Annotated in this window: 27 protein-coding genes and 1 tRNA gene; 10 read left to right on the top strand and 18 right to left on the bottom strand. The window is 31.6% G+C overall.

Annotated elements, in window-relative coordinates:
* Positions 1-7 precede the first annotated feature (7 nt).
* The 3 genes from AAFU52_RS10550 to AAFU52_RS10540 all read right to left on the bottom strand — a co-directional run bounded on the left by AAFU52_RS10550 (position 8) and on the right by AAFU52_RS10540 (position 2320).
* Complete coding sequence (locus AAFU52_RS10550; protein ID WP_438426375.1) at positions 8-1009, bottom strand: acyl-ACP desaturase; 1002 nt, start codon at positions 1007-1009, stop codon at positions 8-10.
* A gap of 11 nt (positions 1010-1020) precedes the next feature.
* The gene (locus tag AAFU52_RS10545; protein WP_316929924.1) at positions 1021-1761 is read right to left on the bottom strand and encodes a lysophospholipid acyltransferase family protein; all 741 of its coding nucleotides are present in this window, start codon (positions 1759-1761) and stop codon (positions 1021-1023) included.
* A gap of 148 nt (positions 1762-1909) precedes the next feature.
* A complete protein-coding gene (locus AAFU52_RS10540) occupies positions 1910-2320 on the bottom strand; it encodes a BrxA/BrxB family bacilliredoxin (RefSeq protein WP_024769985.1) in 411 nt (136 codons plus the stop codon).
* 309 nt (positions 2321-2629) lie between these two features.
* On the opposite strand from AAFU52_RS10540, the gene AAFU52_RS10535 reads away from it, so the two are divergent.
* Complete coding sequence (locus AAFU52_RS10535; RefSeq protein WP_024769986.1) at positions 2630-3364, top strand: TerB family tellurite resistance protein; 735 nt, start codon at positions 2630-2632, stop codon at positions 3362-3364.
* A gap of 27 nt (positions 3365-3391) precedes the next feature.
* Here the strand turns inward: AAFU52_RS10535 and AAFU52_RS10530 are convergent, their stop codons facing one another.
* Entirely contained in the window at positions 3392-4540 is a 1149-nt protein-coding gene (locus AAFU52_RS10530; RefSeq protein WP_438426374.1) for a lycopene cyclase family protein, read from the bottom strand.
* A gap of 103 nt (positions 4541-4643) precedes the next feature.
* Here AAFU52_RS10530 and AAFU52_RS10525 point away from each other — a divergent pair, with 103 nt between their 5' ends.
* Together AAFU52_RS10525 and AAFU52_RS10520 are read left to right on the top strand one after the other, a co-directional pair.
* Positions 4644-5060 carry a hypothetical protein gene (locus tag AAFU52_RS10525; RefSeq protein ID WP_024769988.1) on the top strand — a complete coding sequence of 139 codons (417 nt, stop codon included), beginning with the start codon at positions 4644-4646 and terminating at the stop codon, positions 5058-5060.
* Between the two features lie 50 nt (positions 5061-5110).
* On the top strand, positions 5111-6037 hold the full coding sequence (locus AAFU52_RS10520) for a DMT family transporter (protein ID WP_438426372.1): 927 nt from the start codon (positions 5111-5113) through the stop codon (positions 6035-6037).
* A gap of 189 nt (positions 6038-6226) precedes the next feature.
* On the opposite strand, the gene feoB is transcribed toward AAFU52_RS10520, so the two are convergent.
* From feoB to AAFU52_RS10505, 3 genes are all read right to left on the bottom strand, one after another.
* Positions 6227-8323, bottom strand: a complete 2097-nt coding sequence (feoB, locus tag AAFU52_RS10515; RefSeq protein WP_438426371.1) for a ferrous iron transport protein B — start codon at positions 8321-8323, stop codon at positions 6227-6229.
* Positions 8324-8338: 15 nt separating this feature from the next.
* Positions 8339-8566, bottom strand: a complete 228-nt coding sequence (locus AAFU52_RS10510) for a FeoA family protein (RefSeq protein WP_024769991.1) — start codon at positions 8564-8566, stop codon at positions 8339-8341.
* Between the two features lie 112 nt (positions 8567-8678).
* A complete protein-coding gene (locus AAFU52_RS10505; RefSeq protein WP_024769992.1) occupies positions 8679-9350 on the bottom strand; it encodes an SCO family protein in 672 nt (223 codons plus the stop codon).
* Positions 9351-9507: 157 nt separating this feature from the next.
* Between AAFU52_RS10505 and rseP the strand changes: the two genes are divergently transcribed.
* The 4 genes from rseP (at position 9508) to AAFU52_RS10485 (ending at position 14622) form a co-directional block, all read left to right on the top strand.
* Entirely contained in the window at positions 9508-10824 is a 1317-nt protein-coding gene (gene rseP / locus AAFU52_RS10500) for an RIP metalloprotease RseP (RefSeq protein ID WP_438426370.1), read from the top strand.
* A 220-nt stretch (positions 10825-11044) separates the two neighbouring features.
* Positions 11045-11212, top strand: a complete 168-nt coding sequence (locus tag AAFU52_RS10495) for a hypothetical protein (protein ID WP_161635275.1) — start codon at positions 11045-11047, stop codon at positions 11210-11212.
* A gap of 246 nt (positions 11213-11458) precedes the next feature.
* Positions 11459-11532, top strand: a tRNA-Asn gene (locus tag AAFU52_RS10490).
* Between the two features lie 606 nt (positions 11533-12138).
* On the top strand, positions 12139-14622 hold the full coding sequence (locus tag AAFU52_RS10485) for a T9SS type A sorting domain-containing protein (RefSeq protein WP_438426369.1): 2484 nt from the start codon (positions 12139-12141) through the stop codon (positions 14620-14622).
* Between the two features lie 277 nt (positions 14623-14899).
* Here the strand turns inward: AAFU52_RS10485 and AAFU52_RS10480 are convergent, their stop codons facing one another.
* The 4 genes from AAFU52_RS10480 to AAFU52_RS10465 form a co-directional block, all read right to left on the bottom strand.
* Positions 14900-15157, bottom strand: coding sequence for a hypothetical protein (locus tag AAFU52_RS10480; protein WP_024769995.1), 258 nt, complete (start codon positions 15155-15157; stop codon positions 14900-14902).
* 122 nt (positions 15158-15279) lie between these two features.
* Entirely contained in the window at positions 15280-15711 is a 432-nt protein-coding gene (locus AAFU52_RS10475) for a hypothetical protein (protein WP_438426368.1), read from the bottom strand.
* Between the two features lie 141 nt (positions 15712-15852).
* On the bottom strand, positions 15853-16521 hold the full coding sequence (locus AAFU52_RS10470) for a DNA-binding response regulator (protein ID WP_024769997.1): 669 nt from the start codon (positions 16519-16521) through the stop codon (positions 15853-15855).
* Between the two features lie 10 nt (positions 16522-16531).
* Positions 16532-18466, bottom strand: coding sequence for an ATP-binding protein (locus AAFU52_RS10465; RefSeq protein ID WP_438426367.1), 1935 nt, complete (start codon positions 18464-18466; stop codon positions 16532-16534).
* A 113-nt stretch (positions 18467-18579) separates the two neighbouring features.
* On the opposite strand from AAFU52_RS10465, the gene AAFU52_RS10460 reads away from it, so the two are divergent.
* Positions 18580-19814, top strand: a protein-coding gene (locus AAFU52_RS10460) for an IS3 family transposase (protein ID WP_438422755.1) whose coding sequence is annotated in 2 segments (ribosomal slippage) — positions 18580-18916 and positions 18916-19814 — 1236 coding nt in all. Because the reading frame shifts where the segments join, the coding sequence is not laid out codon by codon here.
* 42 nt (positions 19815-19856) lie between these two features.
* Here AAFU52_RS10460 and AAFU52_RS10455 read toward each other — a convergent pair.
* Positions 19857-20024: a hypothetical protein gene (locus tag AAFU52_RS10455; protein WP_438426366.1), complete on the bottom strand. Its 168-nt coding sequence runs from the start codon at positions 20022-20024 to the stop codon at positions 19857-19859.
* Between the two features lie 510 nt (positions 20025-20534).
* On the opposite strand from AAFU52_RS10455, the gene AAFU52_RS10450 reads away from it, so the two are divergent.
* Positions 20535-21437 carry a tetratricopeptide repeat protein gene (locus AAFU52_RS10450; RefSeq protein ID WP_024769999.1) on the top strand — a complete coding sequence of 301 codons (903 nt, stop codon included), beginning with the start codon at positions 20535-20537 and terminating at the stop codon, positions 21435-21437.
* Between the two features lie 22 nt (positions 21438-21459).
* The gene (locus AAFU52_RS10445; protein ID WP_024770000.1) at positions 21460-22122 is read left to right on the top strand and encodes a hypothetical protein; all 663 of its coding nucleotides are present in this window, start codon (positions 21460-21462) and stop codon (positions 22120-22122) included.
* Between the two features lie 47 nt (positions 22123-22169).
* On the opposite strand, the gene AAFU52_RS10440 is transcribed toward AAFU52_RS10445, so the two are convergent.
* The 6 genes from AAFU52_RS10440 to AAFU52_RS10415 form a co-directional block, all read right to left on the bottom strand.
* Positions 22170-22742: a Crp/Fnr family transcriptional regulator gene (locus AAFU52_RS10440; protein ID WP_438426365.1), complete on the bottom strand. Its 573-nt coding sequence runs from the start codon at positions 22740-22742 to the stop codon at positions 22170-22172.
* A 256-nt stretch (positions 22743-22998) separates the two neighbouring features.
* Complete coding sequence (locus tag AAFU52_RS10435; protein WP_024770002.1) at positions 22999-23187, bottom strand: hypothetical protein; 189 nt, start codon at positions 23185-23187, stop codon at positions 22999-23001.
* Between the two features lie 225 nt (positions 23188-23412).
* Complete coding sequence (locus tag AAFU52_RS10430) at positions 23413-23586, bottom strand: class I lanthipeptide (RefSeq protein ID WP_161635277.1); 174 nt, start codon at positions 23584-23586, stop codon at positions 23413-23415.
* A 120-nt stretch (positions 23587-23706) separates the two neighbouring features.
* Complete coding sequence (locus tag AAFU52_RS10425) at positions 23707-25419, bottom strand: helix-turn-helix domain-containing protein (protein WP_438426364.1); 1713 nt, start codon at positions 25417-25419, stop codon at positions 23707-23709.
* Between the two features lie 119 nt (positions 25420-25538).
* Entirely contained in the window at positions 25539-25898 is a 360-nt protein-coding gene (locus AAFU52_RS10420; RefSeq protein ID WP_438426363.1) for a TfoX/Sxy family protein, read from the bottom strand.
* 2 nt (positions 25899-25900) lie between these two features.
* Entirely contained in the window at positions 25901-26617 is a 717-nt protein-coding gene (locus AAFU52_RS10415; protein ID WP_438426362.1) for a DUF2461 domain-containing protein, read from the bottom strand.
* Positions 26618-26655 lie beyond the last annotated feature (38 nt).

The following is a 26655-nucleotide window of genomic DNA, read 5'->3' as shown; positions in this document are numbered from 1 at the left end:
ATACTATTTATTTTGCCATTGCTGGTTGTACCCACTTAAATTCAAAAATTTCTTCTGGGATAACCAATCGCTCACTAATACGTTGCATTCTTGCAGGCAATTTCATTAAAAAGTCACGTGCTCTTTCTGCTTCATCTGTAAGATCTATTATTTTATCAATTTCCCATCGTTCGATAAGACGTTGCATAATATCAATATAATCTTGTGAGGTATATACTCCTATACGTTGTGCAGACCATGAAAAATCTTCGAAAGCAGTTCCTATAGATTGGCCAGATTCTCTAAGTAAATGTGCTGGCATAACAATCTTTTTCTTCATCATATCACTAAAAGCAATCATCATCTGGCTTGGGTCTACCTCAAAAATACTTCTTACAAACTCACTATATGCATTATGATGACGCATCTCGTCTCCTGCAATAATTTTGCACATCTTAGACAATGACTTATTAGAATATTCTTTAGCCAATTTTGCAACTCTGTTATGAGAAATATAAGTTGCCAATTCTTGAAAGCTTGTATATACAAAGTTTTTATAAGGGTCTCTATCTGTACCTATATCAAAACCATCATTAATTAAGTGTTGCGTAGTTCTTTCTACTTCAATCATATTCACTCTACCCGACAAATAGAGATATTTATTCAATACATCCCCATGTCTATTCTCTTCACCTGTCCAATAGCGTACCCATTTGGCCCACCCATTATCTTTTCCATTTTCATGCTGATTTACTCCTTCTACATCCATTAACCAGGACTCATAAGTAGGCAAAGCTTCTTCAGTAATAGTATCTCCAACCAAAACTACCCAAAAATCATAAGGAAGTTCTTTAGCTAATTCTCTCAATTCTTTTACTTCTTCAAAAAAAGTATCTTCATTTTGTGAATCTGGTAAAAAATCAGTTGGTTGCCATATTTTATCTACCGGAATCAAAAATTTATCAATAAAGCCATCTACCTTCTTTTCTAGTAGTTGCATTACCTCTAATCTAATATTATCTAAAGCCATTATGGTTAGTATTATGTTCTGATTGCTAAAGTAACCCTTTCTTCTATTTTATCTAGCAATATTTCGGGTTCTTTATCGATTGTTATAGGTTCTTGTACTTCTAATGTCATATGTATCCCTACTCCCATAGGGAAATTACCAAATCTAACCAGTTTCCAACTATTATTTATTGTTACTGGTACTATCAAGGCTTCTGGTGCATTTTTAAATAAGATCTTTAGCCCTGTTGGAGCAAATGTTTTGGGCTCTCCGTTTTTACTACGTGTCCCTTCGGGAAAGATAACCGCTGAAAAATTATTCTCAGCAACAAATTTTCCAAATTTTGATAATGCAGGAATTGATTGTTTTGGATTTTTCCTATCAATTAAAACATTTCCTCCATGCCGTAAATTAAAAGATATGCTTGGTATTCCCTTACCTAGCTCAATCTTAGAAATAAATTTCGGCTTATATTTTCGTAAATACCAAGATATTAATGGTATATCAAACATACTTTGATGATTAGACACCACTATTAAAGGTTGATCCTGAGGTAACTTATATTGATTTTTAAAACTAAATGATACACCCAAAATGTGTAAACATCGTAATAAGCATAGATTCATAATATTTACAACTCCTCTATGTCCTCTGGTTCCTCCTAATTTTATACCTAGCCATTGTAATGCATGAAAAATCACTAGGGTTAAACCAAAAAACAAATAGAAAGCTATAGAAAGCGGATAACTTAATATCTTTTTTATTGCCTCCATTTTATCTGTATAATTAATAAAATTTAACTTGTGTAAAGGTATTAAAAGGTCTCATATTATGAGTGTAAATCATTGGATTTATCAAAATAAAAACCGCCTGCAATGGCAAACGGTTTAAAATTCTTTTTAACGTATACACTTTACTTTTTTAGCAGTGTTCGTTATAAGCATCTTTAAGGTTTTCTGCTATCATTTCTGCCGGACGTCCTTCGATATGATGACGTTCTAACATATGAACTAATTCTCCGTTTCTAAACAATGCCATAGAAGGTGATGATGGAGGAAACGGAATCATGTAGCTACGTGCCTTATCTGTCGCTTCTCTATCCACTCCCGCAAAAACGGTTACCAAATTATCAGGTTTTTTATCATTCTCTAGTGAGGCTCTTGCTCCCGGACGAGCATTTGCTGCAGCACAACCGCATACCGAATTTACAACTACCAATGTAGTTCCTTCTTTTGCTATTGCCGTGTCTACTGCCTCTTCTGTATGTAATTCTTCAAAACCAATATTGGTAAGATCTTCACGCATTGGTTTTACTAAATCTGCTGGATACATATTTTTATCTTTTATTTTCGTATTTCAATTTTATGCAAAGTTACAAATTATGTACCATATAAGCTTAACTGACAAGTAGTCCGAGAATTCATGCATGGTTGACAATCAAACTCAAATTTTATGTGCTCCATTTTTACATACCATCAAAAATCAGGAGTACCCTCTAATCCATATAGAATTAACCAATAAGCCTAATATTATAATCTATTTCGTAACAAATTAGGAATACATCTTACTAATATAATAAAGAACAAAAAATTATCTTTTAATAATTAGTTTATCTTTACAACCCAAAAAAAATTGTTTTGAATGATTAAATGGTTTGCTGCCATATTAGGCTATATATTTTTCAGATTACCAGGTGCAATTCTAGGTTTTATATTAGGTAGTCTTCTGGATGCAACAAAAATCAAAACTAGTGGTGGATTTAAAACGGTATTTTCTCAAGATCCAAAAGTAACTCCAGCAGATTTTGAACTCAATTTACTGTCGCTATCTTCTATTGTTATTAAAGCAGACGGAAGAATAAATCAAACAGAGCTTGATTATGTAAGGCGTTATTTTGTAAGCGCTTATGGCAAAGAACGGGCCAATGCTACTTTTAAAACATTTAATGAAATTATCAAAAACAGACATGTTTCTGCACAACGTGTTTGTATGTATATCAATCAACATACCCGATATCCATCCAGATTACAAATTCTACACTTCTTATTCGGAATTGCAAATGCTGACGGAACAGTAAGTGTTTCTGAAGCTGAAGAAATTGAGAAAATAGCAGGGTTTTTACGAATAAATTTTAAAGACTTTGAAAGTATTAAAGCAATGTTTTTCAAAACTGGAGATCATGCGTATAAAATTCTGGAAATTGACAAAGCAGCTACAGATGCCGAAGTAAAAAAAGCATTTAGAACCATGGCAAAAAAATATCATCCTGATAAAGTTCAGCATATGGATGAAATTCATATTAAAGGTGCCGAAGCCAAATTTAGAGAGGTACAAAAGGCATATGATCAGATCAAAAAAGAACGAGGGATTGTGTAGCTAACTATTTATAATTGATTAAGAATATTAGTTCAAATTAAAAATTCGTCTATATAGTGCTTTTAAAAAATTTCCAGCCGGTAAACTTGTAGTAATTTTAATATCTTCTAATAGTGTAGTTTCTTCGTCTAAAAATTTTAGAATCTTTGAGCTTTTATTTTTTTGAAATAACCTGGAAAACAAATTCGAACCTATTTTGTTTTCTCTATACAAAACGTCCAGAAATAGTAAATCGTAGTACCAGAACTTCGTTCTTTTGTTAAATTTTGAAAGATCTCGATTGCTTTTAAGGTAAGAGGTTAGTTTATTTATTTTTTTTAAGGAAATATTAAATGTGTACCCTGTGCTAGGTTTTGTCCATCCACCAGCAGTACCAATATGTAATATATTTTTAGAATTATGCTTTCTAAATTCATAACAAGTCATTGGAATACATCCTTTTTCTTTTTCGATAATCTCATACTCATCGATTCCTTTTTCTCTTAGGTATCTTACTATTTCATCTTCATACTCTTTTTCTTCCAAAAGATCTTTAGAAAATAATGTATACTCAAACAATGCTTCGGTTTCAGAAATAGGTAGCACATACATAAATCGTGTATTGTTTTTCTGAGCCACTGTAAAATCCATAAAAGTAGCTGTTTTAACATCAAATAAAGGGCTTTGTGTTTTTACAAACCACCCTACAAAATGCTGATTCAAAACAGGATACTGGTTTTGATTTTTGTAATCTTCGGATAGTACTGTGCTATTAAAAACTTTATGTGCAAGATGTATTCGGGTATCGGTTTCAACTTTAACAATACTCCCTTCATCGGTTAAAGAAATGATTTCTTCTTGCGTGATCGTGACATTAGGTTTTTTGTTTAAAATTCTTAAAATAAAATCATAAAAATCTTTACTTCTCACAAGTTTATATTGATAAGGTGAGATTTTTATTTGTTTTGAAAAATTAGTACTTCCAAAATAAATAGTATCCCATTTTTTACTTACGATTTCATCCCAAGCGCCTATCCCTTTTTCCCAAAAACACCAAGTTCGATCATTCTGATTTTTTAATCCTTTATCAATTAGTAAAATTTGTTTTTCATCAAAAAAAGAATCCAAAACCATATGGTATGCCAGCATCAAACCCGAAGCTCCTAAACCAGAAATTATGTAATCGTACTTTTGCATATATTTGATAGTCAAATATAAAATGAAAATTCAGCAATATGCGTATCTCATAAAGTATTTCGATTTTTTTTATATATCTCTTTAACATCAACCATCCTTAATCATGAAAAAGATTATATTTCTAATTCTTTTTATCATACCTTTTGTTTCTCTGCTTGCTCAAGACTCAACAAAAGTAAATCCCCCAAAAATTATTACTAAACTTAAGGTTGGAAATACTGTAAATTTTAATACCACAAGTATAAAATTTCTTAAAGTTATAGAGGATTCTCGATGCCCATCTGATGTTACATGTATTTGGGCAGGACAAGTAAAAATTGCTATTGGCATTTATAAAAGTGAAGTCCTTATAGAAGAAAAGGAACTTCTTTTTGGAACAGATGGCATCAATCCAAATCATATAAAAGAAGTGCTCAAAATTGATCAAAAAACAGTTTATAGTTATAATATAAGTCCTTACCCCTCTGCAAAAACTCCTATTATTCCTTCAGAATATTATCTGCAGTTACTTATTAAATAAAAGACCCATTTTTAAAATAGAGTTTCATTAACTTTCCTTTTCTTTGCCAAATGATTTCTAACAAGATAAAAGCTCATTTAGCTCTATTGAGTGTTAATATTGTATATGGAGCAAATTATCTTGTTGCAAAAGGATTGATGCCTGATAAAATTGAAGCTTCTGCATTGGTATTTCTTCGAATCAGTGGTGCAGGTTTATTGTTTTTAATCCTTAAATTCTTTGTTAAAGAACAAGTAAAAAGAAAAGACATCCCTCGCTTAGCATTATGTGGTTTTTTGGGAGTAGCTACTAACCAGTTCTTTTCAATGAATGGGTTAAGTCTCACTTCTCCTGTTGATGCTGCAATTATTATTACTGCAATGCCTATTTTTACAGTAATCATTAGTTATTTCTTACTTAAAGAACCCTTAACATTGCAGCGTATTCTTGGGATATCTATAGGAGGTATTGGTGCTGTATTATTAATTTATATAGGAAATTCTGGAGTAGGAACAGGTTCTTTGTTAGGAAATATTTTTGTTTGCATTAATGCTTTAGCGTTTGCTTTCTATTTGGTGATTGTAAAACCACTAATGTCAAAATATAAACCCGTTACTGTTATTGTTTGGACATTTTTATTTGGGTTTATATTTATGTTTCCATTTTGTATAGAAAAATTGATCCATACAGACTTTAACGCTTTTGTTACTTCAAATTGGATTTCTTTATTTTATGTAGTGGTAGGGCCAACTTTTTTGGCATACTTACTTAATATGTTTGCTTTACAATTTGTAAAACCTACCGTTTCGAGTAGTTATATTTATGTGCAACCCGCCGTGGCTATGATTCTTGTAGGTGTTATTGCATATTTTGTTGTAAACAGTCAATATAAAGGGGATATCACGATAACAAAATTATTATGCTGTATTTTAATCTTCTGTGGAGTATATCTTATTAGTAGCGGCCAGTTAAGGTGGTTTAAGAAATCAAATACCTAATGACATCCACAACCTGTACTATCACAAGATTTTGAAGATTTTTTCTTTGCAGAAGATAATGAAGGTTTCCAAAAGAATTTTTTAATCAAAAATCCGATTGCTCCCGCAAAAATCAAAAGCACTATTATATTTTGAATAAGAATACTCATAGTCTGTATAGTCGTATAAAGATACTAAAACTTAACGTTTTTATTTTAAAATTTGATACACAATCAAGGCTACACCATATGCAAAAATACTCATAAAAATAAGCTGAACCATTGGCCATTTCCAGCTATTTGTTTCTCGTTTTACTATAGCCAAGGTACTCATACATTGCATAGCAAAGGCATAAAATAATAATAATGAGATCCCACTGGCTAAATTAAACAAGGGACCTCCTGTTACCTGATTAACCTCTGCAGCCATCCTATTTTTTATCGTTTCTTCTTCATCACTACCCACACTATATATCGTTGCTAATGTTCCTACAAAAACTTCTCTTGCAGCAAAAGAACTAATAATTCCAATTCCTATTTTCCAGTCATAGCCCAAAGGAGCTACTACAGGTTCTATTGCTTTACCTGCATATCCAATAAAAGAATATTCGAGTTTATGAGATGCTATTTTATTATCTAATTCTTCTTGCGAAAGACTAGGGTAAAGCTCTGTTATAATTTCTTCGGCGTTATTAAAGTTTTCATTCGGTCCAAAACTTGCTAAAACCCATAATATGATAGAGATTGCCAAAATGATTTTTCCGGCTCCAAAAACAAAGGCCTTTGTTTTTTCGATTACATTTATTGCTACATTTTTGAATAGCGGAACTTTATATCCCGGCATTTCGATTACAAAATAAGATTTGCTTTTGATTTTTAGTATCCTATTAAGTAACCATGCTGATCCGACCGCTGTACCAAAGCCTAGAAAATACAAAAACATTAATGTAAGACTTTGGTAACCAAATATCCAGCCTATTTTTTCATCAGGAATAACCAATGAAATAATAATAAGATATACAGGTAACCTTGCTGCACATGTTGTAAAAGGAACAACTAGAATTGTGATTAATCTTTCTTTCCAGTTTTCGATATTTCTTGTAGCCATTACCGCTGGAATAGCACAAGCTGTACCCGAAACTAAAGGAACAACACTTTTACCACTTAATCCAAACCTGCGCATCACTCTATCCATAAGAAAGACCACACGGCTCATATACCCGCTTTCTTCTAATATGGAAATGAAGAGAAACAAAAATGCGATTTGAGGAATAAAAATGACAATCCCTCCTAGCCCAGGAATAATACCTTCTGTAATCAAGTCGACAAAAGGTCCCGATGGCAGTGATGTTTTTGTCACTTCACTTAACCAGGCAAAAGCTTCATCAATTAAATCCATTGGATAAGATGACCAATCATAAATAGCCTGAAATATCAATAAGAGTATTGCTAAAAAAATAAAATACCCCCAAAATTTATGGGTAAGTACTCTATCCAGCTTTGCCCGCATTCCTGTAGCTGCTTTTTCATCTATCCTAAGACCATTTTTAAGTACATTATTTATAAATTGATATCGCTTAATAGTCTCTTTTTGTTGAAATCTTTTTAGCTCACCTTCAGATTTAATCTTAAAATCAGGTGAGACAGACATACCTTGTTTATCAAGTTTTCTGAAATTAACATCTTGGGTAATTACAAGCCAAAGTTTATATAGAGATTGGTCAGGGAATGTTTGCTGTAATCGATCAAAATACTCTGGTGCAAAAGACAATGCATTAAGGCAAGGTGCTTTTGGCAATTGCGCATAGGATTCAATTATTTTTTTAAGTTCATCAATTCCTTCTCCTTTGCGAGCACTAATCAAAGCTATCTTGGTCTTTAGCTCTTTTTCTAATAATGGAATATCTAATGAAATTCCTTTTCTACGCATTCGATCTGCCATATTGATTACCAAAATAGTAGGAATATCCAGATCTTTAATTTGTGTAAAAAGAAGTAAATTTCGTTTAAGGTTTTCTACATCACTTACTACGACTGCTACATCAGGATAATCTTTGCCTTTTTTATTAAGCAGTAATTCGATAACTACATTTTCATCTAATGAAGAAGCATTAAGACTGTAGGTACCTGGCAAATCCATTATATGCGCTTTGACTCCACGAGATAATTTACAGATTCCTTCTTTTTTCTCGACAGTAATACCAGGATAATTACCAACCTGTTGATTAAGGCCCGTAAGCAAATTAAAAACAGATGTTTTTCCGGTATTTGGGTTTCCAATGAGTGAAACTTTAATTTGCTTAGCCATAAAAAGAATTGCTATTTAGATAATTTGAACTTCAATTTGGGCTGCAATTTCTTTACGGATGGCAAGATGGCTACCATTTATATTAAGATACATTGGACATTTAAAAGGAGCTGTCTGAAGTAATTCGACCTCATTTCCCGGTAAACATCCCATTTCTAATAATTTTAGAGGAATAATATCTGAAGTAATCTCCTTAATCAAAGCACGCTGGCCTCTCTTAAGTGTAGCAATTGTAGTCTTCAAAGTTTATTTAGATTAATTTTAAACTAAGCAAAAATAGTGTAAAAATTCGTATTGAAAAAGCCAAAAGTTCAAAATAAAGGTAATGGAAACCATATCTCCGAGAAATTCTTAGCTATTTACCTTCATTTTTTAAAATAGCAATATCTTCTATCAACCGATCAACATCTTCTGGATTGGTCCCATCATAAAACCCCCGAATACGTTTCTTTTTATCAACTAGAATGAAATTCTCTGTATGTACCATATCATATGGCCCGCCATCTCCATCAGATTTGGCTGCCAAATAGGACTTACGTGCCAAATCATAGATCTGCTTTTTATCTCCCGTAACCAAATTCCATTTAGTATCATCTACCCCTTTTTCAATCGCATATTTTTTTAGCCTGGCAACACTGTCTATTTTTGGAGTCACAGAATGTGATAGCAAAAGCACATCATGATCATCTTTTAATCGCTCTTGCACTTCTTTCATATGACCAGTCATGATAGGACAAATTGTTTGGCAAGTGGTAAAGAAAAAATCTGCAACATAAATCTTATCCTTATAATTTTGCTGGGTTACTTCTTCTCCATTTTGATTGGTTAATTTAAAATCCGGAATTTTATGATATTTACGAATATACTGCACTGTACTATCTACCAATTCTGTATTTACCATATCGGGTTCATACACTGGCAAAACTCTATTGGGTTTAAGAATTGAATATATTATAGAAATAATAATAGCAGATAATACAAAAAGTACAATTGCAAAAAATTTATATTTAGAAAAAAACTGAAGCATAGCGATCTATTGTGCCTGCAAAATTACAAGGATTATCACTTATAAAAAGGTTGTTTTCATTAAAAAAATCCTAAATCTATCGAACTGTATGGTAGTTTTTTTTCATATACTCTTCTAAAAGGTTACTTTTGCGTGATTTAATTTTGAACAACGACTTATGAGTCCATTTTTTATAAAAGCAATACAGCTACTATTAAGTTTATCCATTCTGATCGTATTACACGAATTAGGACATTTTATTCCTGCTAAATTATTTAAAACAAGAGTAGAGAAATTCTATTTGTTTTTTGATATAAAATTCTCGCTATTTAAGAAAAAAATAGGTGAAACAGTTTATGGTATTGGTTGGCTACCTTTAGGAGGGTATGTAAAAATCGCCGGTATGATCGATGAGAGTATGGATAAGGAGCAGATGGCTGGCCCACCACAACCATGGGAGTTTCGATCTAAACCTGCATGGCAACGACTGATTATTATGCTAGGTGGTGTTACTGTAAATATTATCCTTGGATTCTTAATCTATATGGCGATTATATTTACCTGGGGAACCAATTATATCGGTTTTGATGATCTACCAAACGGTTTTGCTGTAGAAGATTCATTCAAAAAGTTAGGATTTGAAGATGGAGATAGGATTCTTGATGTGAATGGTAAAACACTAGAAGATGTAACCCAGATCAATCACTATTTATTTATGCGTGATGTCAAAAATATTAGTGTTTTACATCAAAGCGGAAGTAAAGAAACAATCCAAATTCCTGAAAACATAGGAACGACTATGTTTGAATCTGGAGTTTTACGCCCTTTTTCTCCAATAAATAAGCCTATTATAGATAGCACCTATCTCGAAATAGCTGAGAAAGCTGGTCTTAAAAAAGGAGATAAAATAACTGAAGTAAACGGAAAGCCTATACAATATTGGCACGAGTTTAGAAAAACAATTCTTGAAAACAAAGGCACTCCTATTGCTATAAGTTATATAAGAAACAGTGAGACTAATTCTACTTCAATAACTCCTAATGAAGATGGATTAATTGGCGTTGTAGTTAAAAATGGTTATAAAGTTCAAGAAAAAAAATACTCTTTTGGAGAAAGTATCACTAAAGGTTTCGATTTTGGATACTGGACTTTGCATGATTATATCGCACAATTTAAATATGTATTCACCAAAAAAGGAGCAAGTCAGGTAGGTGGATTTGGAGCTATCGGAAATCTTTTTCCAGATGTCTGGAACTGGAGAGCCTTTTGGGGAACCACTGCTTTTATTTCTATTATTTTGGCCTTTATGAATATACTTCCTATCCCGGCATTAGATGGTGGGCATGTAATGTTTTTATTATATGAAATTATTGCTGGTAGAAAACCGAATGATAAATTTATGGAATATGCACAGCTTGCAGGTTTCATTCTTCTTATCGCTCTATTACTATTTGCCAACGGTAATGATATTTACAGGGCTATTTTTGATAAATAACGAATAAATAATAGATCTTAAGTCTATTTCTCTTTAAGAGATAAATCAAGTCAATACAACTAAGGTTATATTGACTTGATTTTTTTTATACCTCTTTTAAAACAGCTTTTTTCATTTACTATATACAATCTCATAATTTGAGACCAACGTGCATTAGTTTTACATCAGTTATCAATCAAAAGATAGCTTAAAAATAATGTATCATTAAATCAATTAAAAAATGAAAAACGTAATCGAATTAACAAGTTTAGAAGCTAAAAGTATTAATGGTGGTACTGAGCCACATTCTACAAATGTATATGATGATGGAACAGGCGGTGGATGTATTCCTCCATTCTTCCCTCAATTTCCTAAACCATTTCCAGGAGGAGAACCTATTTTATTCTAAACGATTTTTATCTGGACTAAGAAGTAAGAAATAAGTTTCTTATTTAAACAAAAACAAGTTAAAAACCTCAACTACAAACATATAGTTGAGGTTTTTCATGTAACAAGCATTAATAAACAAAATAATATTTGGCAAATGCTCAATAAATAACCTTAAAAAATCAAAAAAATCTTTTCGAGATATAAAAAATAGTATATATTTGCACTCGCAAAAAGAGAAAAACATTCTATATTTGCAAAAATAAATTCCTCCTTAGCTCAGTTGGTTAGAGCATCTGACTGTTAATCAGAGGGTCCTTGGTTCGAGTCCAAGAGGGGGAGCAAAAGTCCAGCAGAAATGTTGGACTTTTTTGCGTTTTATAATTTAACAAAGTTTTGCCTACTTTTCCCAGCCTTGCGCAAGGTAAAACAAACATATTCTACTGTATATTATAAGAGAAGTAGATCTATGATTCCTAATAATCAGTTTATCTATTTGATTAAAAAGTACTCATGAATATAAGCTAGAGTACTATTAAAAAAGCAATCTTCTCAGGATTTAATTTATTATTTCAAAAATGATTTTTGAAGCCCTTAGAAACAATTAATTCCTTCTATTTTAGTGAGCCCTAAAATATAAAATAGAGTATTAACAAAATATTATCTTGTTAAAGAAGAACTAAATTACTAATTTTGCACCCACTTGTATTACACACAATAAATTACTTACTTCCCCCCTCTTAGTAATGGTAATACAATACTTCTTAAAACCACAGACCGAGAGAACATAAAACGTCTCTAAATTAAATTGCCCCTATTATCTCCATAATTGGTTTGCTCAGATGTGCTGCCATTTAAAATTATTAATTGACTATGACATATACAAAAAGTATATGCCATAACACCGTGTATTATACGTTAAAGATCAACTATTTTAAATCTATAGTTATGAAAAAACTATTACTTATTTGTTTACTTTTTCATTTGGGGAATCAGCTCATCTCTGCTCAAGCAGATTATATAAGCTGGGAATTTAGAGGAGGAAGGCTTCTTGCCAATCCAGATGGCACATCTACTGGGCCAGGACCAGAACCTGCAGGGCTAGATGTTGCTGCCACACCACTAACTCCACCAGCCTTTGGTCGTCTTAGGTCTGTAGTATTGGGAGATTTGGATAATGATAATGATTTGGATTTTATTTCTGGTAGTCAAGGAGGAACTGTTCATTATTTTCAGAATACAGGAACTGTTACTGCACCTAATTGGGTAGCAGCATCCATACCCACTTTGGATACCATAAAGATAAATACCTATAGTAGCACTAGTACTTTTAGAAATCAAAACAGACCACAACTGGCAGATATTGATGATGATGGTGATCTGGACCTATTTATTGGATCCCAATATAATTATGAAGGCACTACTCTTGATGATGTTCGTTTTTACAGAAATGTGGGCACACCAGAAGTACCGGTATTTGAATATGTTCCTATGTGTATCCCTGGTCTTTTAGATCAGAATATTGCAGAATTTCCTGGTTTAGGCTTTGTAGATCTTGACAATGACACAGATCTTGATCTAGTTGCTTTAGGTAGTGATAAAATGACATACTACAAAAATATAGGCACCAAAGAGAATCCTAATTTTGAATTACAATCTGAAGCAGATAGTCCCTGGGATGATGAAAGTGCATATATCAATATGGATGTACCCATACCAGTATTTGAAGATTTTGACAAAGATGGTGATTATGATATGTATTTTATGATTGATACCGGTTTTGTTAGATGGATAGAAAATATTGGCACTGCAACTACCCCTAATTTTGCTTCTTCTCCTCAACAACTATTTAATGGTGAATTAACCAATGGAGAAATAGGAAGTTTTTCTACTATAGATTTTGGTGATGTAGATGGGGATGGTCTTAAAGATGCAATTTTAGGAAGTTTTAATGTTCCTAGGTTTGCCTGGTTCAGGCAAGTTCCTGTTTGCATCGCGCCAACGATATCAACCATTACAGCAACACCAGTTACCTGTGAAGGAGAAACTTCTACCATAACTATTACTGGTAATCTTAATATTGCATCTACCTGGTCGATATATACTGATTCTTGTGGTGGCACATTGGTCGGCACAACAACCACAAACACTTCTACCTTTGAAGTTACTCCTACCGCTCCAAGTACTACCTATTATATACGAGGAGAAGATGATGGTATATCCTGTATTGATGAAACAACAGCTCCTTGTACAGCAATAACCATTATGGTTAATGCTATCGATGATCCTAGTTTTAACTATGATGCAAATAATTATTGTAAAGGTGATTCTAATCCAACACCAACAATTACAGGAATAGCTGGCGGGGTATTCTCGAGCACAGCAGGATTAAATATTGATCCTGGGACAGGAGTCATTGATATTGCTGCAAGTACAACAGGATCCTACACCATAACTTATACCACTACTGGAACCTGCCCAGATTCTAGTGATGTTCTTGTGGATATTACTGAATTAGACAATCCGAGTTTTAATTATAATACAGACAACTATTGCAAAGGTGACACCAACCCAACACCAACAATTACAGGATTAGCAGGAGGAGTATTCTCCAGTACAGCAGGACTGAGTATTGACCCCGGAACAGGAATTATTGATATTGCTGCAAGTACTATAGGGTCTTATACTATAACCTATACCACTAGTGGAATCTGTCCCAATTCCAATAATGCTCTTGTGGACATTACCGAATTAGATAATCCAAGTTTTAACTTTGATACAGACATTTATTGCAAAGGTGACACCAACCCAACGCCAACAATTACAGGATTAGCAGGAGGAGTATTCTCTAGTACAGCAGGGCTGGGTATTGATCCCGGGACAGGAACCATAGATATTGCTGCAAGTACAGCAGGGTCATACACAATAACGTATACCACATCTGGTACATGCACTAACTCTAACACAATTGATATAACTATAAATGCATTACCCGATGTAACAATAACAAATAATTCCCCAACCTATACTGCTACTCATACAGGAGCGATATATCAATGGATTGATTGCAATACAGACCAACCAATTAGCGGAGAAACAAACCAATCATTCACCGCATCCAAAAACGGTTCGTATGCTGTTGATATTACGCAAGACGGTTGTACAAACAGATCTTCTTGTATTGTAGTAGATACTATTACATCAAAACCAGAAGACACAATATCTTCTTTTAAATCTTATCCGAACCCAACCGATGGAATTATAACTGTTACAATTACAGTTCAAAAAATCTCGATATTTAATTACTATGGCAGAAAAGTATTCGAAACATCAGATTCTAGCTTTGATATATCATCTCTTCAACCTGGAGTATATTTCATGGAGGTTGAAACTAGCAAAGGAAGAACCATAAAAAAAATTGTACGTCGATAGAGAATGTTGATATAAAATAGTATTCTCAAAACCCATTTTATAAAAAACCTTTCGATTAACGAAAGGTTTTTTAACTTTTTTCACAAAAGACTTATTTGTTTTAGAATGGATTACTTTCATAAATTACAAATTCTCCCTATTCTTCTTTTACTTTTATCTTACTAATAAACTTCTAGTAGACAAGCCCAATTCCTTTTCAATAATTCATAGAAATCAAAACGACACACACCTATTCTTTTTTGAATTAGTTAAAAAAATTAATCAATCTACTTTTTCATCAATCAAATAATCCTCTTATAATTTCACGAAGTAGCCCTGTTCTAACAAGAAAAATTAATAATCCTACTAAAAAGATTAACATTCTCCATACTACATTTCCAACAAACCTTCCTATTGCTGCCCCTATTATCGCTAGAATTATAGCCATAATAAAACTTGATTCCTCCCCGCTAATTCCGATTCCAAATCCTAAAACACCCCCTACAACCGCAAAAATTTGAACTAAAGACTCCCCGCCTGAATTTTCTGTATTCATCTTTAAAATAATTTAAAAAATTAATAAATAACCCTTATATATTTGATTTTGATTTGGGGGATAATTCCAATAATTCTTTAAAAACTTATCTGTGTTTTTTTATATGTTTTACAAGTACACGACTATAATTTCCAATTAAAATCCCTTAGAAAATTATTTATAGTATACTTTCCTTTTATTTTTTTGATATACGATTTTGCTCTTGTACCAGCATCATCTACATTAATGATTGTATATTTTCCATACTCATCCATTGAAATATAGAAGTTATCTGCATTGTAACTTGGATGTTTAATTTTTGTCCCCGCATACACTGGATTATATCCCTTTAATCTTATCCCATACTGTGTATTTTCTATTGCCATAGTTTGCTCAATCATTGTGGTTCTTTTATCATAATACCTAACACGCATTTTACCGGTTCCATTATCAAAAATCACCAGAGCACATCGATATTGAGTTAAACCAGCAGTAAACTTGACCTCAAAGATTTCCTGACTATGAATTGTTAATGGTAATAGAAGTGCTAAAAACAGAATTTTAATGTATTTCATGATGCCTACTTTTGAATTCGACTAATGCTTCCCGTATGAATTATTATCTATAACTCAAAAGTAAAGTGATTAAAAATCAATAGCTTGCGACAAACCGCAATCCATTGATTTTTAATCACTTTAAGTTTTCAGAAACTACAATTAAATCAGGCCAGCATCTTTGGCAATTCCTATAAGCTGAGGAAGTGTTTTGGCATCAAAAAGTTCTTTAAGTTTTTGTAAACGAAACTCAATGTTTCTTTTACTACCAGAAGTTAAATTATGCTTATTAAAATAATCCGAGATCTGTTGTTGTGTCAAGCCCTTGGCTATTAATTTCAAAATTAAAGTATCTGTTTTTTTTATTTCTGAAATGTTATCAGATCTTCGAAGTAATTTCATAATATCATCAGAATAATAATATTTATCCTGAAGAATAGCATTGATTGCCTTAACTATATCTTCAGTACCTTGTCGACCTTTTGAAACATAAGCGTTAATTTTTTGACTATCAACAAGTTCCCTTATTTTCCCAATACGATTTTCTACAGAAAAAACGACAATCTTAAGATCTGGTTGGATTTTTCTAACTTGTTTAATAAGTTCATCTCCAGAACTAATTTTTCTCAATTTATGATCTTCTTTAAAAGAGAGATCGGTAATTAAGAGATCAAATGGAATGTTTTTCTGTCTGGCAGATCTTAGTTTAAGTAAAGCATTATCACAATAATTAACAGTTTCTATTTCCTGAATACAAAACTCTTTTAACGTGTTTTGCAATCCTACACTAATACTTTGTTGATCTTCGGAGATAAGGACTTTTTTAAACATACAATAAAAATTATCTTTGAAACATAATGGTCGCTACAAACCCCTCGTCTGGGCTAGTCTCAAAGATAAACTCCCCTTTTATATTTTCAATGCGATTTTCCGCATTAGCTAATCCATTAATATTTAGGTTCTTTTTAATAGCTCCTATACCATTGTCTTTGTAAGTAACAATTCTATGTTTTCCTGCATCTTTTACCATTAATGTTGTCTTGGTAGCCTTGCTATGCTTTATCGTATTAATAAAAAGCTCTTGAACCACTCTAAACACTGCTATTTTTTTATAATCAGGGACAGTGGACCAATCTGTCTCTGACACATTAGTAATAACAATCATATTTTGGTTATTGTATTGTTGTATTAAATTTTTTAATTCTTTTTGAAAATTAACAACATCAACACTTGTCATCTCTGTTGATATGTCTCTTGCTCTTAGATAGATATTTTGCAATCTATCTCCTATACTTTTTCGTATTGAAAAAGTAGAAATATCCTGAGTGTTTTCTATAAAATTGGTAACACTAGATATATCATTTGCCAATTCATCATGAACCTTTTTTGAAATCCTTCTTTCAGTATTATAAACTTTTGTTTCTGTATCTTTTCTATGTTTCTGCATCAAATAATACGACACAAAAACAATAATCAATATAAGTATAACTCCTATTAAAAGATAAATTATCTTTTGAGTCCTTTGAAAAGAAACTTCTAGTTCCTGTTTAGCAGTAAGATCTTTTAATCTATGAATCTCTTCTACCTTTAGCTGATCATCATACTTGATCTTAGCAAATTGAGTCTTAACCTGTAATTCTTGTTTCTGAAGACTATCGGTAAGTTCTATATATCTTGTTTTAATATTGATGTCCTCGGGTTTCATTTTCATTAAAAAACTTAAGGCTTCTAATTCTCCTTTTGGGTTTTTAATGCTTTTAGAAATTTTCATCGTTCTATCAAACCATTTTAAAGATTTTTCCCTGTCCTTTTGAGAAAAATATTCTCCCAAATGCTTATAACTTGCTATTAATCCTCGTTTATCATTTTCTTGAGTTCTTATACGTAATGCGCTTAAAAGTTCTTTTTCAATATCTAATGTATCCTTAAGCCATCGGGCATATGCATAATTATCTATCAATCTGGCTTTTTGTTTTGGTGAAATATACAGCAAAGAATCACTTAAAATATCTCCAAATAATTCAATTGCCTTTTTATACTTTTTATTATTAATATATACTATTGATAGATTGTTTTTATAAACCAATCTATCCGTATTAGATTTTGTATTTACAATAGCTTTTTCATAATATTTTATTGCATCTTCATTATTCAAAAGGTTCTTATTGCTTATGGCCAAAACATTATATGCCGAAGCAATATATTTTGCATCTTTATCTGGTAACAAATACCGTAATGCATCTGTAATTGTTTCTTTACTTCCAAAAAAATCACTATAACTTTGTTGTACATAAGCCATATTCAATAAACGCCTACCTATCTGACTACTATCTTTTATTGCCAAAAAATTATTTTTTGATTTATTATAATAATAGTATGCGCTATCAGAATAAAATTTGATATTATCAAAATAATATGCTTTTAAATAATATGCTTTTCCTTCGTAATAAATATCTTTAGTTGCATTAGTCTTTTCTAATAATAAGGCATTATAATGCTTTAAGCTATCTATCTGTTTAAGGGAATAATGAATAACACTTTTCTGATATAAAACCTTATGATAAACAGTGTTTTCATAGTCTATATCAAAACGCTTATATGCATTATTTATAGCCTGATACCTAATATTTAGGTCTTTGGTTTTGTCTTTAGAAAGGTGATAATAATACGCTATACTATCCAAAGGTTTCTCTTTTTCAGAAAAAGTAACAAGGTGCTCTTTATTACAAGCACAAAATAGAATGATCAATACAACTACTAAAGTTTTATTATGCATATTTTCAATAGTTTAAGAGTTAAAATTAAAAAAAAAGCCACACTTTCATGTGGCCTTTTTGATTTATCATTTTGTCCCGTCCTGAAATAAGTTGACACAAAATTGACTTATTTATGAAAGATTCAGGAAACACTAACAAGAAGCGTACTCAACGCGATTACAATTTAGGTTTTAAATTGGGAGTGGTATCCCAAGTAGAAAAAGGCGAGATGACCTATAAACAAGCCCAGAAGGCTTATGGTATCCAGGGAAGAAGTACTGTTTTGGTTTGGTTACGAAAACATGGTACCTTAGACTGGAGCAAGCCAATTCGTTATCACATGCCAAAATCTAAAGAGACTCCAGCCCAAAAGATCAAACGTTTAGAGCGAGAATTATCGGATGAGAAGTTGAGAAATAAGATTCTTAACACTATGATTGATATCTCTGATCAACAGTATGGCACTTCTATCAGAAAAAAGTTTTCTCCCAAACCATCCACCGAATCAGACAAGACCATCGATTAAGCTTATCGCGTTGTTGTCGATTGTTTGGGATCACAAGACAAGCTGTCTATCAATTAGAAAAACGTAAAGCTAAAAGAGCAGAAGAACTTGTTCAAATAGGAGAATTAGTTCGATCTATAAGAATGGAGATGCCAAGATTAGGCACTCGTAAGCTATATTATTTACTGAAAGTAGAGATATCCAAATTAGGTATAAAAATGGGTAGAGATGCACTTTTTAATTACTTAAGATCTGAACACCTGTTGATACGACCAAAGAAAAATTATACAAAAACCACAAACTCTAAGCACTGGCTTAGAAAACACCCTAATTTGATGAAAGACAGTAAAGCTTCAAGGCCAGAAGAATTTTTTGTTAGTGATATTACTTATATCAAAAGCAGAGAACGTACTCATTATTTATCTCTAGTTACAGACGCCTATAGCCGAAAGATTATGGGATATCAACTCAGTGATGATATGAGTGCAGAAAATGTTGTAAAGGCAATCAAAATGGCAACTAAAAATAGAGTAACTAATAAACAGCTTATCCATCATTCTGATAGAGGATTACAATATTGTTCGATAGTTTATCAAAAAGAATTACAACTCAACAATATAATACCATCAATGACCGATGGATATGATTGTTATCAGAATGCTTTGGCAGAAAGAATTAATGGTACGCTAAAAGGAGAATTTTTAATATATACTTGTGAAAATGGTAGAGAACTAAAGCAACTCATCAAAGAATCAATTTACACCTATAATAACAAAAGACCGCACTTCAGTCTTAATTATAAAACTCCTAACTTTATACACAACAAAAAAACCATTGAAGCTAGATTCAATGGTTTGAATTAAATTATTAAAAAACTGTCAACCTATTTTAGGACGACTCATTTTTTAATCATCGTCGTCAGGTTGCTCTTCTACAGTACCTTCTTCAGTAGTAGCTGTTTCATAATCACAAATATCGTCTGTAAAGTCATTTTTTTCTTCACAAGAAGTAAAGATTAATCCTATAAACAGGCATGTCATCATACATTTTATTATATTCTTTATATTTTTCATTTTATTAAATTTTTTGATTAAACATTACAGTTTTCCTTACCGAATCTTTATGAAGATTCGGGCAGTCTTATAAAATCAAAGCACTTTGATAGTTTTTGAGAAGAATGAAGTTTTGATAAGGATGGAAATATCTTCTTCTCTTAAGTTATTTTCAACCCATTAAACTTCATAAGTAGTTTTCTAGAATCAACTACGATACAAAGGTGAAAAACATAATCGGTCGATAACATTGGTCGATTATCGGCCGACGACTATTTAAAAAATTATTAAAAAATATTCTTAATTGACCTGTTTTTAGGCTACAGTAAACTCTTTTTGTTTTTAACTTTTCTGCAAAAAATATTGATTTGCATCATCAAATGGAGAAAATCAAAAACCATAACTATTTTATCATTCTAACAACCACTTATTTTTAAGCATTGTGGTTTTCCGCAAAAGTGGTTTCCCAACTTTTAATACTTTCACTTCACTTTATACAGCGTATTTAAGAAATATTTTAAACTCATTAAAATGGCTAAATCCTTATCAGAATCACAGTTTGATGTATTTGTATATTTTTTTGATGCTATTGCAAAAAAACATACTCCAAATAAGTCTTTTAAAGATTATATAGAGCGGGATATTAACAGACTTATAGAGCAATTACAAGAAAAAACAAAAGAAAAAATTGGCCGAACTACTATAGTTAATTATAGAGATCGGTACAATAAAAAAGAAGGAGAAAAATTCACCTACTTAAAATCTTATCTGGATATTTTGGCACAGTATATTGACTATTCTTCCTATAAGAACTTCATTAAAGAAAATAAAGCTTTCTGGGGGCTTGAGAAATATCAAGCAGAAGAACTTATACTTAGTGGAGGGAACAAAAAGAAACACAAATCCAGTACAGATGAAAAGAGGTATTGTAAAAAGTTATCATATAAAAAACTTTCTGGTTTAACACAAAAAGAAATTATTGAGTACACCCAATCTTTTTTATCGCAAACAAAATCAGAATCTTCTAATGACAAAGTTTTTTTCTGGTTAGGAGTTTTATTTCTCTCCCAAAATCAATATGAAGAAGCCATAATGTATTTAAAAGAGTCTATTAAAATTAATCCAATCGATGACGAATATCATTATAATTTGGCCTTGGCAATGTTTAAAGGAAAGAGACCTTTTAGACTAAAAATGAATGAAATCAAAGAAATACAAACTTCTCTAAAAACAGCAATACGTATAAATATTAAGAAAGAAAAATATCATTGTCTAAAACACCTTATTACTCAAGATTATTTTAGACGAAGTGGACTCGATGATCCAGACAATTCTTCTAATAATTTACCAATAATAACACAAGAAGAACCCAATGAGCTGGAACGCTTATTTTCTACACTAGGGCTATCCAAAGACAATTATTTTAAAAATTGAAACCAACATAAATAATCTTCACATGACTTCAAATGGAAAAAAAATTAAACAATATTTCTCAAAATCTATTTTAACCTCTAAGATCTCGGATAATGAGTTTGATACCCTTCTCAATGAATCAATTAGTAAATTATTTGACAGAGCGTTGACCAAAACACTTTTAGATAAAAATGATTGTTTAAGAACCCCGCGTCGTATTACAGGGCCAAAAATGTATGATATTGGAGGAGCCGAATTTAAATTAAAAAAAGGGAAAGACAATTTTATCAGATACATCCCAATAGGAATAACGATCATCAACTTTACACAACATGAAATCGTATTTTATCAATGTGTATTTGATCCCATAACTGAAAATCCCTTAAATGAATCTACCTCATCCTATTTTTATACAGATGTAGTTTCTATAGAAACCAAATCAGAATCAGTAACCCACGAAGAATTTACTTTTGGTGAGAAAGTTGTAAATGAAATTCCGCTTATAGGAAAACTAATAAATAATGGTACAATTCATCAATATAATGTTTCAGAAAAATTCATATTAACAACTTCGGGGAGCTCTTGGATAGAAGTCAGACTTTCTGAAAATGTTATGATCGAAGAGGTTGGAGGAGAGTTCAGCACATCAGACGCAGATAATGCAATACGTAGTATCAGACAAATGTTACGAGATAAAAAAAGATGATTCTTATAGATCCATAATGGCCATAAATCAGGTATAAGCAACCCCTTTTAACGATCCTTAGCTTTTACTTTACTTACAAATTCTGGTGACAACCCTAAATAAGAAGCGATCATATATTGGGGAACCCGCTGTGAGAACTTAGGGTTACTTAACACAAATTGCTTATAAAGATGCTCTCCCGAAAGATTACGAGTGTATTTTACTTTATTTATATGAGCAATATGGGTTTTTTCAGTAATTATTCTAAAAAACCTATCAATTTTAGGAAGTTTAGCTGATAGTTCTTCAAAAGAATCCTGATGTAGTTCTAATACTACTGAATCTTCAATAGTTTGAATAAAATTTTCTGATGGACTTTGATTAACTAAGCTTTTATAATTTGTAAACCACCAGTTATCAATCCCAAAATCCACAATTCGCTCTACTCCTTTTTCATCAATATAATATGATCGCACACATCCTTTTAAAATAAAATATCTCGCCCTACAGATTTTCCCTTCTTCTAACACATACTCTTTCTTTTTGAATTTCTTCACTTTAAGATAATGATAAAATAGCTCCATTTCTTCATCAGAAATATCAATATAATTCCTGGTATACTCAGCCAGATTAGTAATCATAGTTTTCTACATTAAACATTCTTCAAAAGATGTCATTTTGGTGCATTAACAAGAAAAGAAGAAAGTTCTATTTTCATTCACAAAGTTAACTATTATCTCACCTATTTTCTTCTTTACAGAACTACTATTTCACCTACACAATCCCCAAAAGACCTCTTAACAGATTTGCAAACATTCTAAAAAATACTCAACAAAAAAGACTGTCTTTTCAGACAGTCTTGTAAGTTTCAAAGATTCATATTTACTATAAAAATCTTTAGTATGGCATGCAAGTCCCTCCACCACTAGGAGATATAGAGCAATACCAATCCCATTCTCCTGTAACTTCGAAACAATCTCTTCTGGTTCTACATCCTATAGGATAAAGTATTCCCCCATTAATAGTTTTTTGTTGTTTTTTGTCCAATTGCTGAACATCTTTTAAATTTAGAATTTTTGATAACATAATTTATTAGATTTAAATTGAATTATAAAACTTACCTACTCTATCAAAAGGTTTTCGGCTTCCCCCTTTATCAAAATCTTATTCTTAATAACACTTTGACTTTTACTCTAAGGTATACTCTAACAAAGAGAGAGAAAAACATAACTCCCGTATATTAGACAAAATGAGGAGGAAGAAAGCACTTATAAAAACCTAAAAAATTTGGAATAGTTAAAAAAGATAAGCCTAAAATACTTCACGCCCACTTTGACAAACGCAATGAGTCTCATGAGACCCAGTATCAGTATCAATATCTGTAACGTCACATTCTCCTCCTTTTACCATCCTCATAGTATTGAGATTAATTCTGGTAATAGTAATTTTTTTAAGGCTGATTCTCTTGTTTTGATGTTTTTTCATAATTATAATAATTTAATATTTGTAAAATAATATACTTTCAATAAAACATCGATCATAATTTGTTAGCCTCAATTTAAATAAATTGCGGTAGGAATTAGAAGCTACTTATCTATGAAAATACTATCCTAAGTTTTCGTTTTTTTTAATATAATAGGAAGGGTTTAAACCTGTTTTGGATTTAAAATGTTTTGTAAAAGAATTATCGCTTTTATACCCTATTTCTGAAGCAATTGATTTAATCGAAAAAGATCTAAACTTCTTATCATTTTTCAACCTTTTTAATGCATATTCTATTCTTAAATCATTGATATAATCATTAAAGCTTTTTTCTTTATGTATTTTGATAATTTTTGAAAGGTATGTGGTATTTGTTTTTACTTTTTTAGCCATTGTACTTAGACTACAATCAGATTTCAAAAAATATTCTTGATCCTCCAATCTATTTAACCTCTTTAACACATTATTGATTTTCTCATCATCGATTATAATCTCTTTAACACCATCTTTTGAGTCCATTGTTTCTGTTCTGCGTTTAGACTCCAGATTGGATATTTTATCCATTAAATCATCGAATATAGTTTTGTTCATTTTTTGTTTCCTATAAAACAATCCTCCAATCATAATCAACGATATTAACAATATCAATACCACGATTATACTATATTTCACATCTTTTTGCTGTCTATTTTCGAGCTCTCTTATAGTCTCTCCTAACTCTTGAGTATCCTTATTGTATATTTTATTAACGGTTTTATCCTTTTCGTCCTGAAATTGAGCCTGAAGTATTGTATGTTTATTAAGCCAGTATTTAGATTCTCGCTCATTTCCTATCGCCTCATAACAAACTGCCAGTAGTCGATATGCATCCAAAACTCTATCATTTCTTGAATCTTTTTCTTCTAACAGGTTTAATATACTATCCAAAGATGCAATTGCCTTTCTATACGCTTCTTGTTTGTAATAACAACGGGCAAGAAAATAATGAAGGTTCATTATAGATTTTTTTTGCTTAATTTTATGAGTAAGCACAATATCTTCAGCCAAGTGTAAATACTCAAATGCCTTAGGTAAATCGTTTTTATAAAAAAACACTGCTCCTTTTTTAGTATTCAAATCAATAGATCCAATATGATACCCTATAGGTTTACTAAGTTTAATTCCTATTTCTGTATAATGAAGTACAGAATCATATTTTTTTTGATCCAGATATATTTCACTTATAATAGTAATTAGATTGACATGATTTTTACCATTTTTAAAAGATGAATTTTCTGCAAGTTTTAAGGAATGTTTACAGACTTCTAAAGCTTTATCCAATTGCTTCATTCTTCTACGAATCATTGTGATCCCAGAATTTGCAACAATCTCATATTCAACATTTCCATTCTTTTGCGCAATTTCCAACGCCTTGTAATATGAGTCCAGTGCTTTTTGATTTTTCCAATCCTTGAGATAAGAATTCCCAAGTTTCAAGTAAATAGCACATAAAAACAGATCGTAGTTCGCTTTTTTTGCTGCCTTTGCTGCATGACTAAAGTAATATGCACTTCTTTCGTAGTTTTCCGTTTTGTAAAAAGAAAGTGCTATATAATAATATTCATTGGTCTTGGCGCTATCCTGATTTTTGAGATTAGAAAGTGCTATTTCATAAATTTTAGCATCTTCTGGTGTAGATTTCTTTATAAATTCTCCTAATTCTTTGGACGATCTACCAACAAGGCTATCAAATACTGGTACATTATTTTTCTGAGCAAACATTGCCGTTGTCAAGAAAATAGATAATCCTATAGAAAAAAATAAGGGTATTGATAAAAGTCTTTTAAAAAAAATCATTATTCTGGATATGGTACAACTATCCAAATGTAATAATTACTTTTTTAAGCCGATTTTAAGGTATTATACCCTGGTAAAAATAGCTAGAACACAATTAATTTAAGTAATTCAGGTTGATTTTATCTCTTCTTGCTACTTTTTGCAAAAGGGTTAAAATCCAAACACAATTGCACCCAATACTCCAGGTCTTTATCCAGATCAAAACCATCGGGAGTAATAAAAACAAAACCTTTCATGGGTCTACCTGTAAAATCCATCGGCTGGCATCCTTCTTTTTTCATAGCTTCTTCGGTTGCATCCACTCCTATTCGTGCCATAAGTAGATCCATTTCCTTTTTCTTACTAAAATGAATTCCGCAACACATTTTGTTATCGACCATGAAACATAACCCTCCCATCATTTTTTTTTCATAAAAATCTGCCTTTTGTTCTCTAAAAATCTGTCGAATACGATCTGCTATAAACTCATTGTATGCCATAGTTATTGAATTGCTTTTAATAAATATTCATTTACAGGACGCATCGTTTGCCAATACGTCATCATTTCTTCGACCAAAACACTACTACTAATTAGACCAGAGGCTTCTTCTCCAACAAAATAGAACTGTTTATTAGCAATTAGAGGTTCCCTTTCACATGCCTCCTGCCATTCTTTGGGGATTCGTTTCATTGTTTCGCCTCTAATTTCACCAAATTTCTGCACAAAATCCTTATCCTCTAATAAATTCCTAAATGTCTTAGGCGATTTATTAATTGCGGTTCTTATATTATGTAATTGTTCTTTTGACGGACCAAAACACCCACCCATGATACCTACCATTTCTGGCGAAAAACGTAAAAATATACCAGGGATACTTTTGTCTTTACGTCCTTTGCTCGAAATAAAAGCTGTGTAATGTAAGTTATAAGGAGACTTATCTTTAGAAAAACGAATATCTCTATTGATTCTAAGTACACAATCCTTAGGTTCAACTTGTAAATTCGGCTCCAGTTGTTGTATTTCCCTTATCATTTCACCTACAAATGCCTCGAACGGTTTTTTTATACTGGTTTCATATCTTTTTTTGTTTTCATGAAACCAGTCCTTATGATTATTCTTTGCCAGCTCTTTAAAAAAAGCTACAAAATCTTCTGTAAAATAGTGCATCAATACGGTAATTAAAATTAATAAAAAGAACAAATAAGTATCTCTTGCCACATTGAACCTTTTGACTTTGTTCAATGCGACAAAACATA

It is taken from the genome of Aquimarina macrocephali, from assembly GCF_051627225.1.
Lineage (GTDB): Bacteria > Bacteroidota > Bacteroidia > Flavobacteriales > Flavobacteriaceae > Aquimarina > Aquimarina macrocephali.
The sequence above is the reverse complement of the archived record's forward strand: the minus strand, read 5'-3'. Positions and strand labels throughout refer to the sequence as shown.

Coding starts and splice junctions, on each gene's coding strand:
- AAFU52_RS10550 (WP_438426375.1), bottom strand. CDS start 1,009: ATGGCTTTAGATAATATTAGATTAGAGGTAATGCAACTACTAGAAAAG.
- AAFU52_RS10545 (WP_316929924.1), bottom strand. CDS start 1,761: ATGGAGGCAATAAAAAAGATATTAAGTTATCCGCTTTCTATAGCTTTC.
- AAFU52_RS10540 (WP_024769985.1), bottom strand. CDS start 2,320: ATGTATCCAGCAGATTTAGTAAAACCAATGCGTGAAGATCTTACCAAT.
- AAFU52_RS10535 (WP_024769986.1), top strand. CDS start 2,630: ATGATTAAATGGTTTGCTGCCATATTAGGCTATATATTTTTCAGATTA.
- AAFU52_RS10530 (WP_438426374.1), bottom strand. CDS start 4,540: ATGCAAAAGTACGATTACATAATTTCTGGTTTAGGAGCTTCGGGTTTG.
- AAFU52_RS10525 (WP_024769988.1), top strand. CDS start 4,644: ATGAAAAAGATTATATTTCTAATTCTTTTTATCATACCTTTTGTTTCT.
- AAFU52_RS10520 (WP_438426372.1), top strand. CDS start 5,111: ATGATTTCTAACAAGATAAAAGCTCATTTAGCTCTATTGAGTGTTAAT.
- feoB (WP_438426371.1), bottom strand. CDS start 8,323: ATGGCTAAGCAAATTAAAGTTTCACTCATTGGAAACCCAAATACCGGA.
- AAFU52_RS10505 (WP_024769992.1), bottom strand. CDS start 9,350: ATGCTTCAGTTTTTTTCTAAATATAAATTTTTTGCAATTGTACTTTTT.
- rseP (WP_438426370.1), top strand. CDS start 9,508: ATGAGTCCATTTTTTATAAAAGCAATACAGCTACTATTAAGTTTATCC.
- AAFU52_RS10495 (WP_161635275.1), top strand. CDS start 11,045: ATGAAAAACGTAATCGAATTAACAAGTTTAGAAGCTAAAAGTATTAAT.
- AAFU52_RS10485 (WP_438426369.1), top strand. CDS start 12,139: ATGAAAAAACTATTACTTATTTGTTTACTTTTTCATTTGGGGAATCAG.
- AAFU52_RS10480 (WP_024769995.1), bottom strand. CDS start 15,157: ATGAATACAGAAAATTCAGGCGGGGAGTCTTTAGTTCAAATTTTTGCG.
- AAFU52_RS10475 (WP_438426368.1), bottom strand. CDS start 15,711: ATGAAATACATTAAAATTCTGTTTTTAGCACTTCTATTACCATTAACA.
- AAFU52_RS10470 (WP_024769997.1), bottom strand. CDS start 16,521: ATGTTTAAAAAAGTCCTTATCTCCGAAGATCAACAAAGTATTAGTGTA.
- AAFU52_RS10465 (WP_438426367.1), bottom strand. CDS start 18,466: ATGCATAATAAAACTTTAGTAGTTGTATTGATCATTCTATTTTGTGCT.
- AAFU52_RS10455 (WP_438426366.1), bottom strand. CDS start 20,024: ATGAAAAATATAAAGAATATAATAAAATGTATGATGACATGCCTGTTT.
- AAFU52_RS10450 (WP_024769999.1), top strand. CDS start 20,535: ATGGCTAAATCCTTATCAGAATCACAGTTTGATGTATTTGTATATTTT.
- AAFU52_RS10445 (WP_024770000.1), top strand. CDS start 21,460: ATGACTTCAAATGGAAAAAAAATTAAACAATATTTCTCAAAATCTATT.
- AAFU52_RS10440 (WP_438426365.1), bottom strand. CDS start 22,742: ATGATTACTAATCTGGCTGAGTATACCAGGAATTATATTGATATTTCT.
- AAFU52_RS10435 (WP_024770002.1), bottom strand. CDS start 23,187: ATGTTATCAAAAATTCTAAATTTAAAAGATGTTCAGCAATTGGACAAA.
- AAFU52_RS10430 (WP_161635277.1), bottom strand. CDS start 23,586: ATGAAAAAACATCAAAACAAGAGAATCAGCCTTAAAAAAATTACTATT.
- AAFU52_RS10425 (WP_438426364.1), bottom strand. CDS start 25,419: ATGATTTTTTTTAAAAGACTTTTATCAATACCCTTATTTTTTTCTATA.
- AAFU52_RS10420 (WP_438426363.1), bottom strand. CDS start 25,898: ATGGCATACAATGAGTTTATAGCAGATCGTATTCGACAGATTTTTAGA.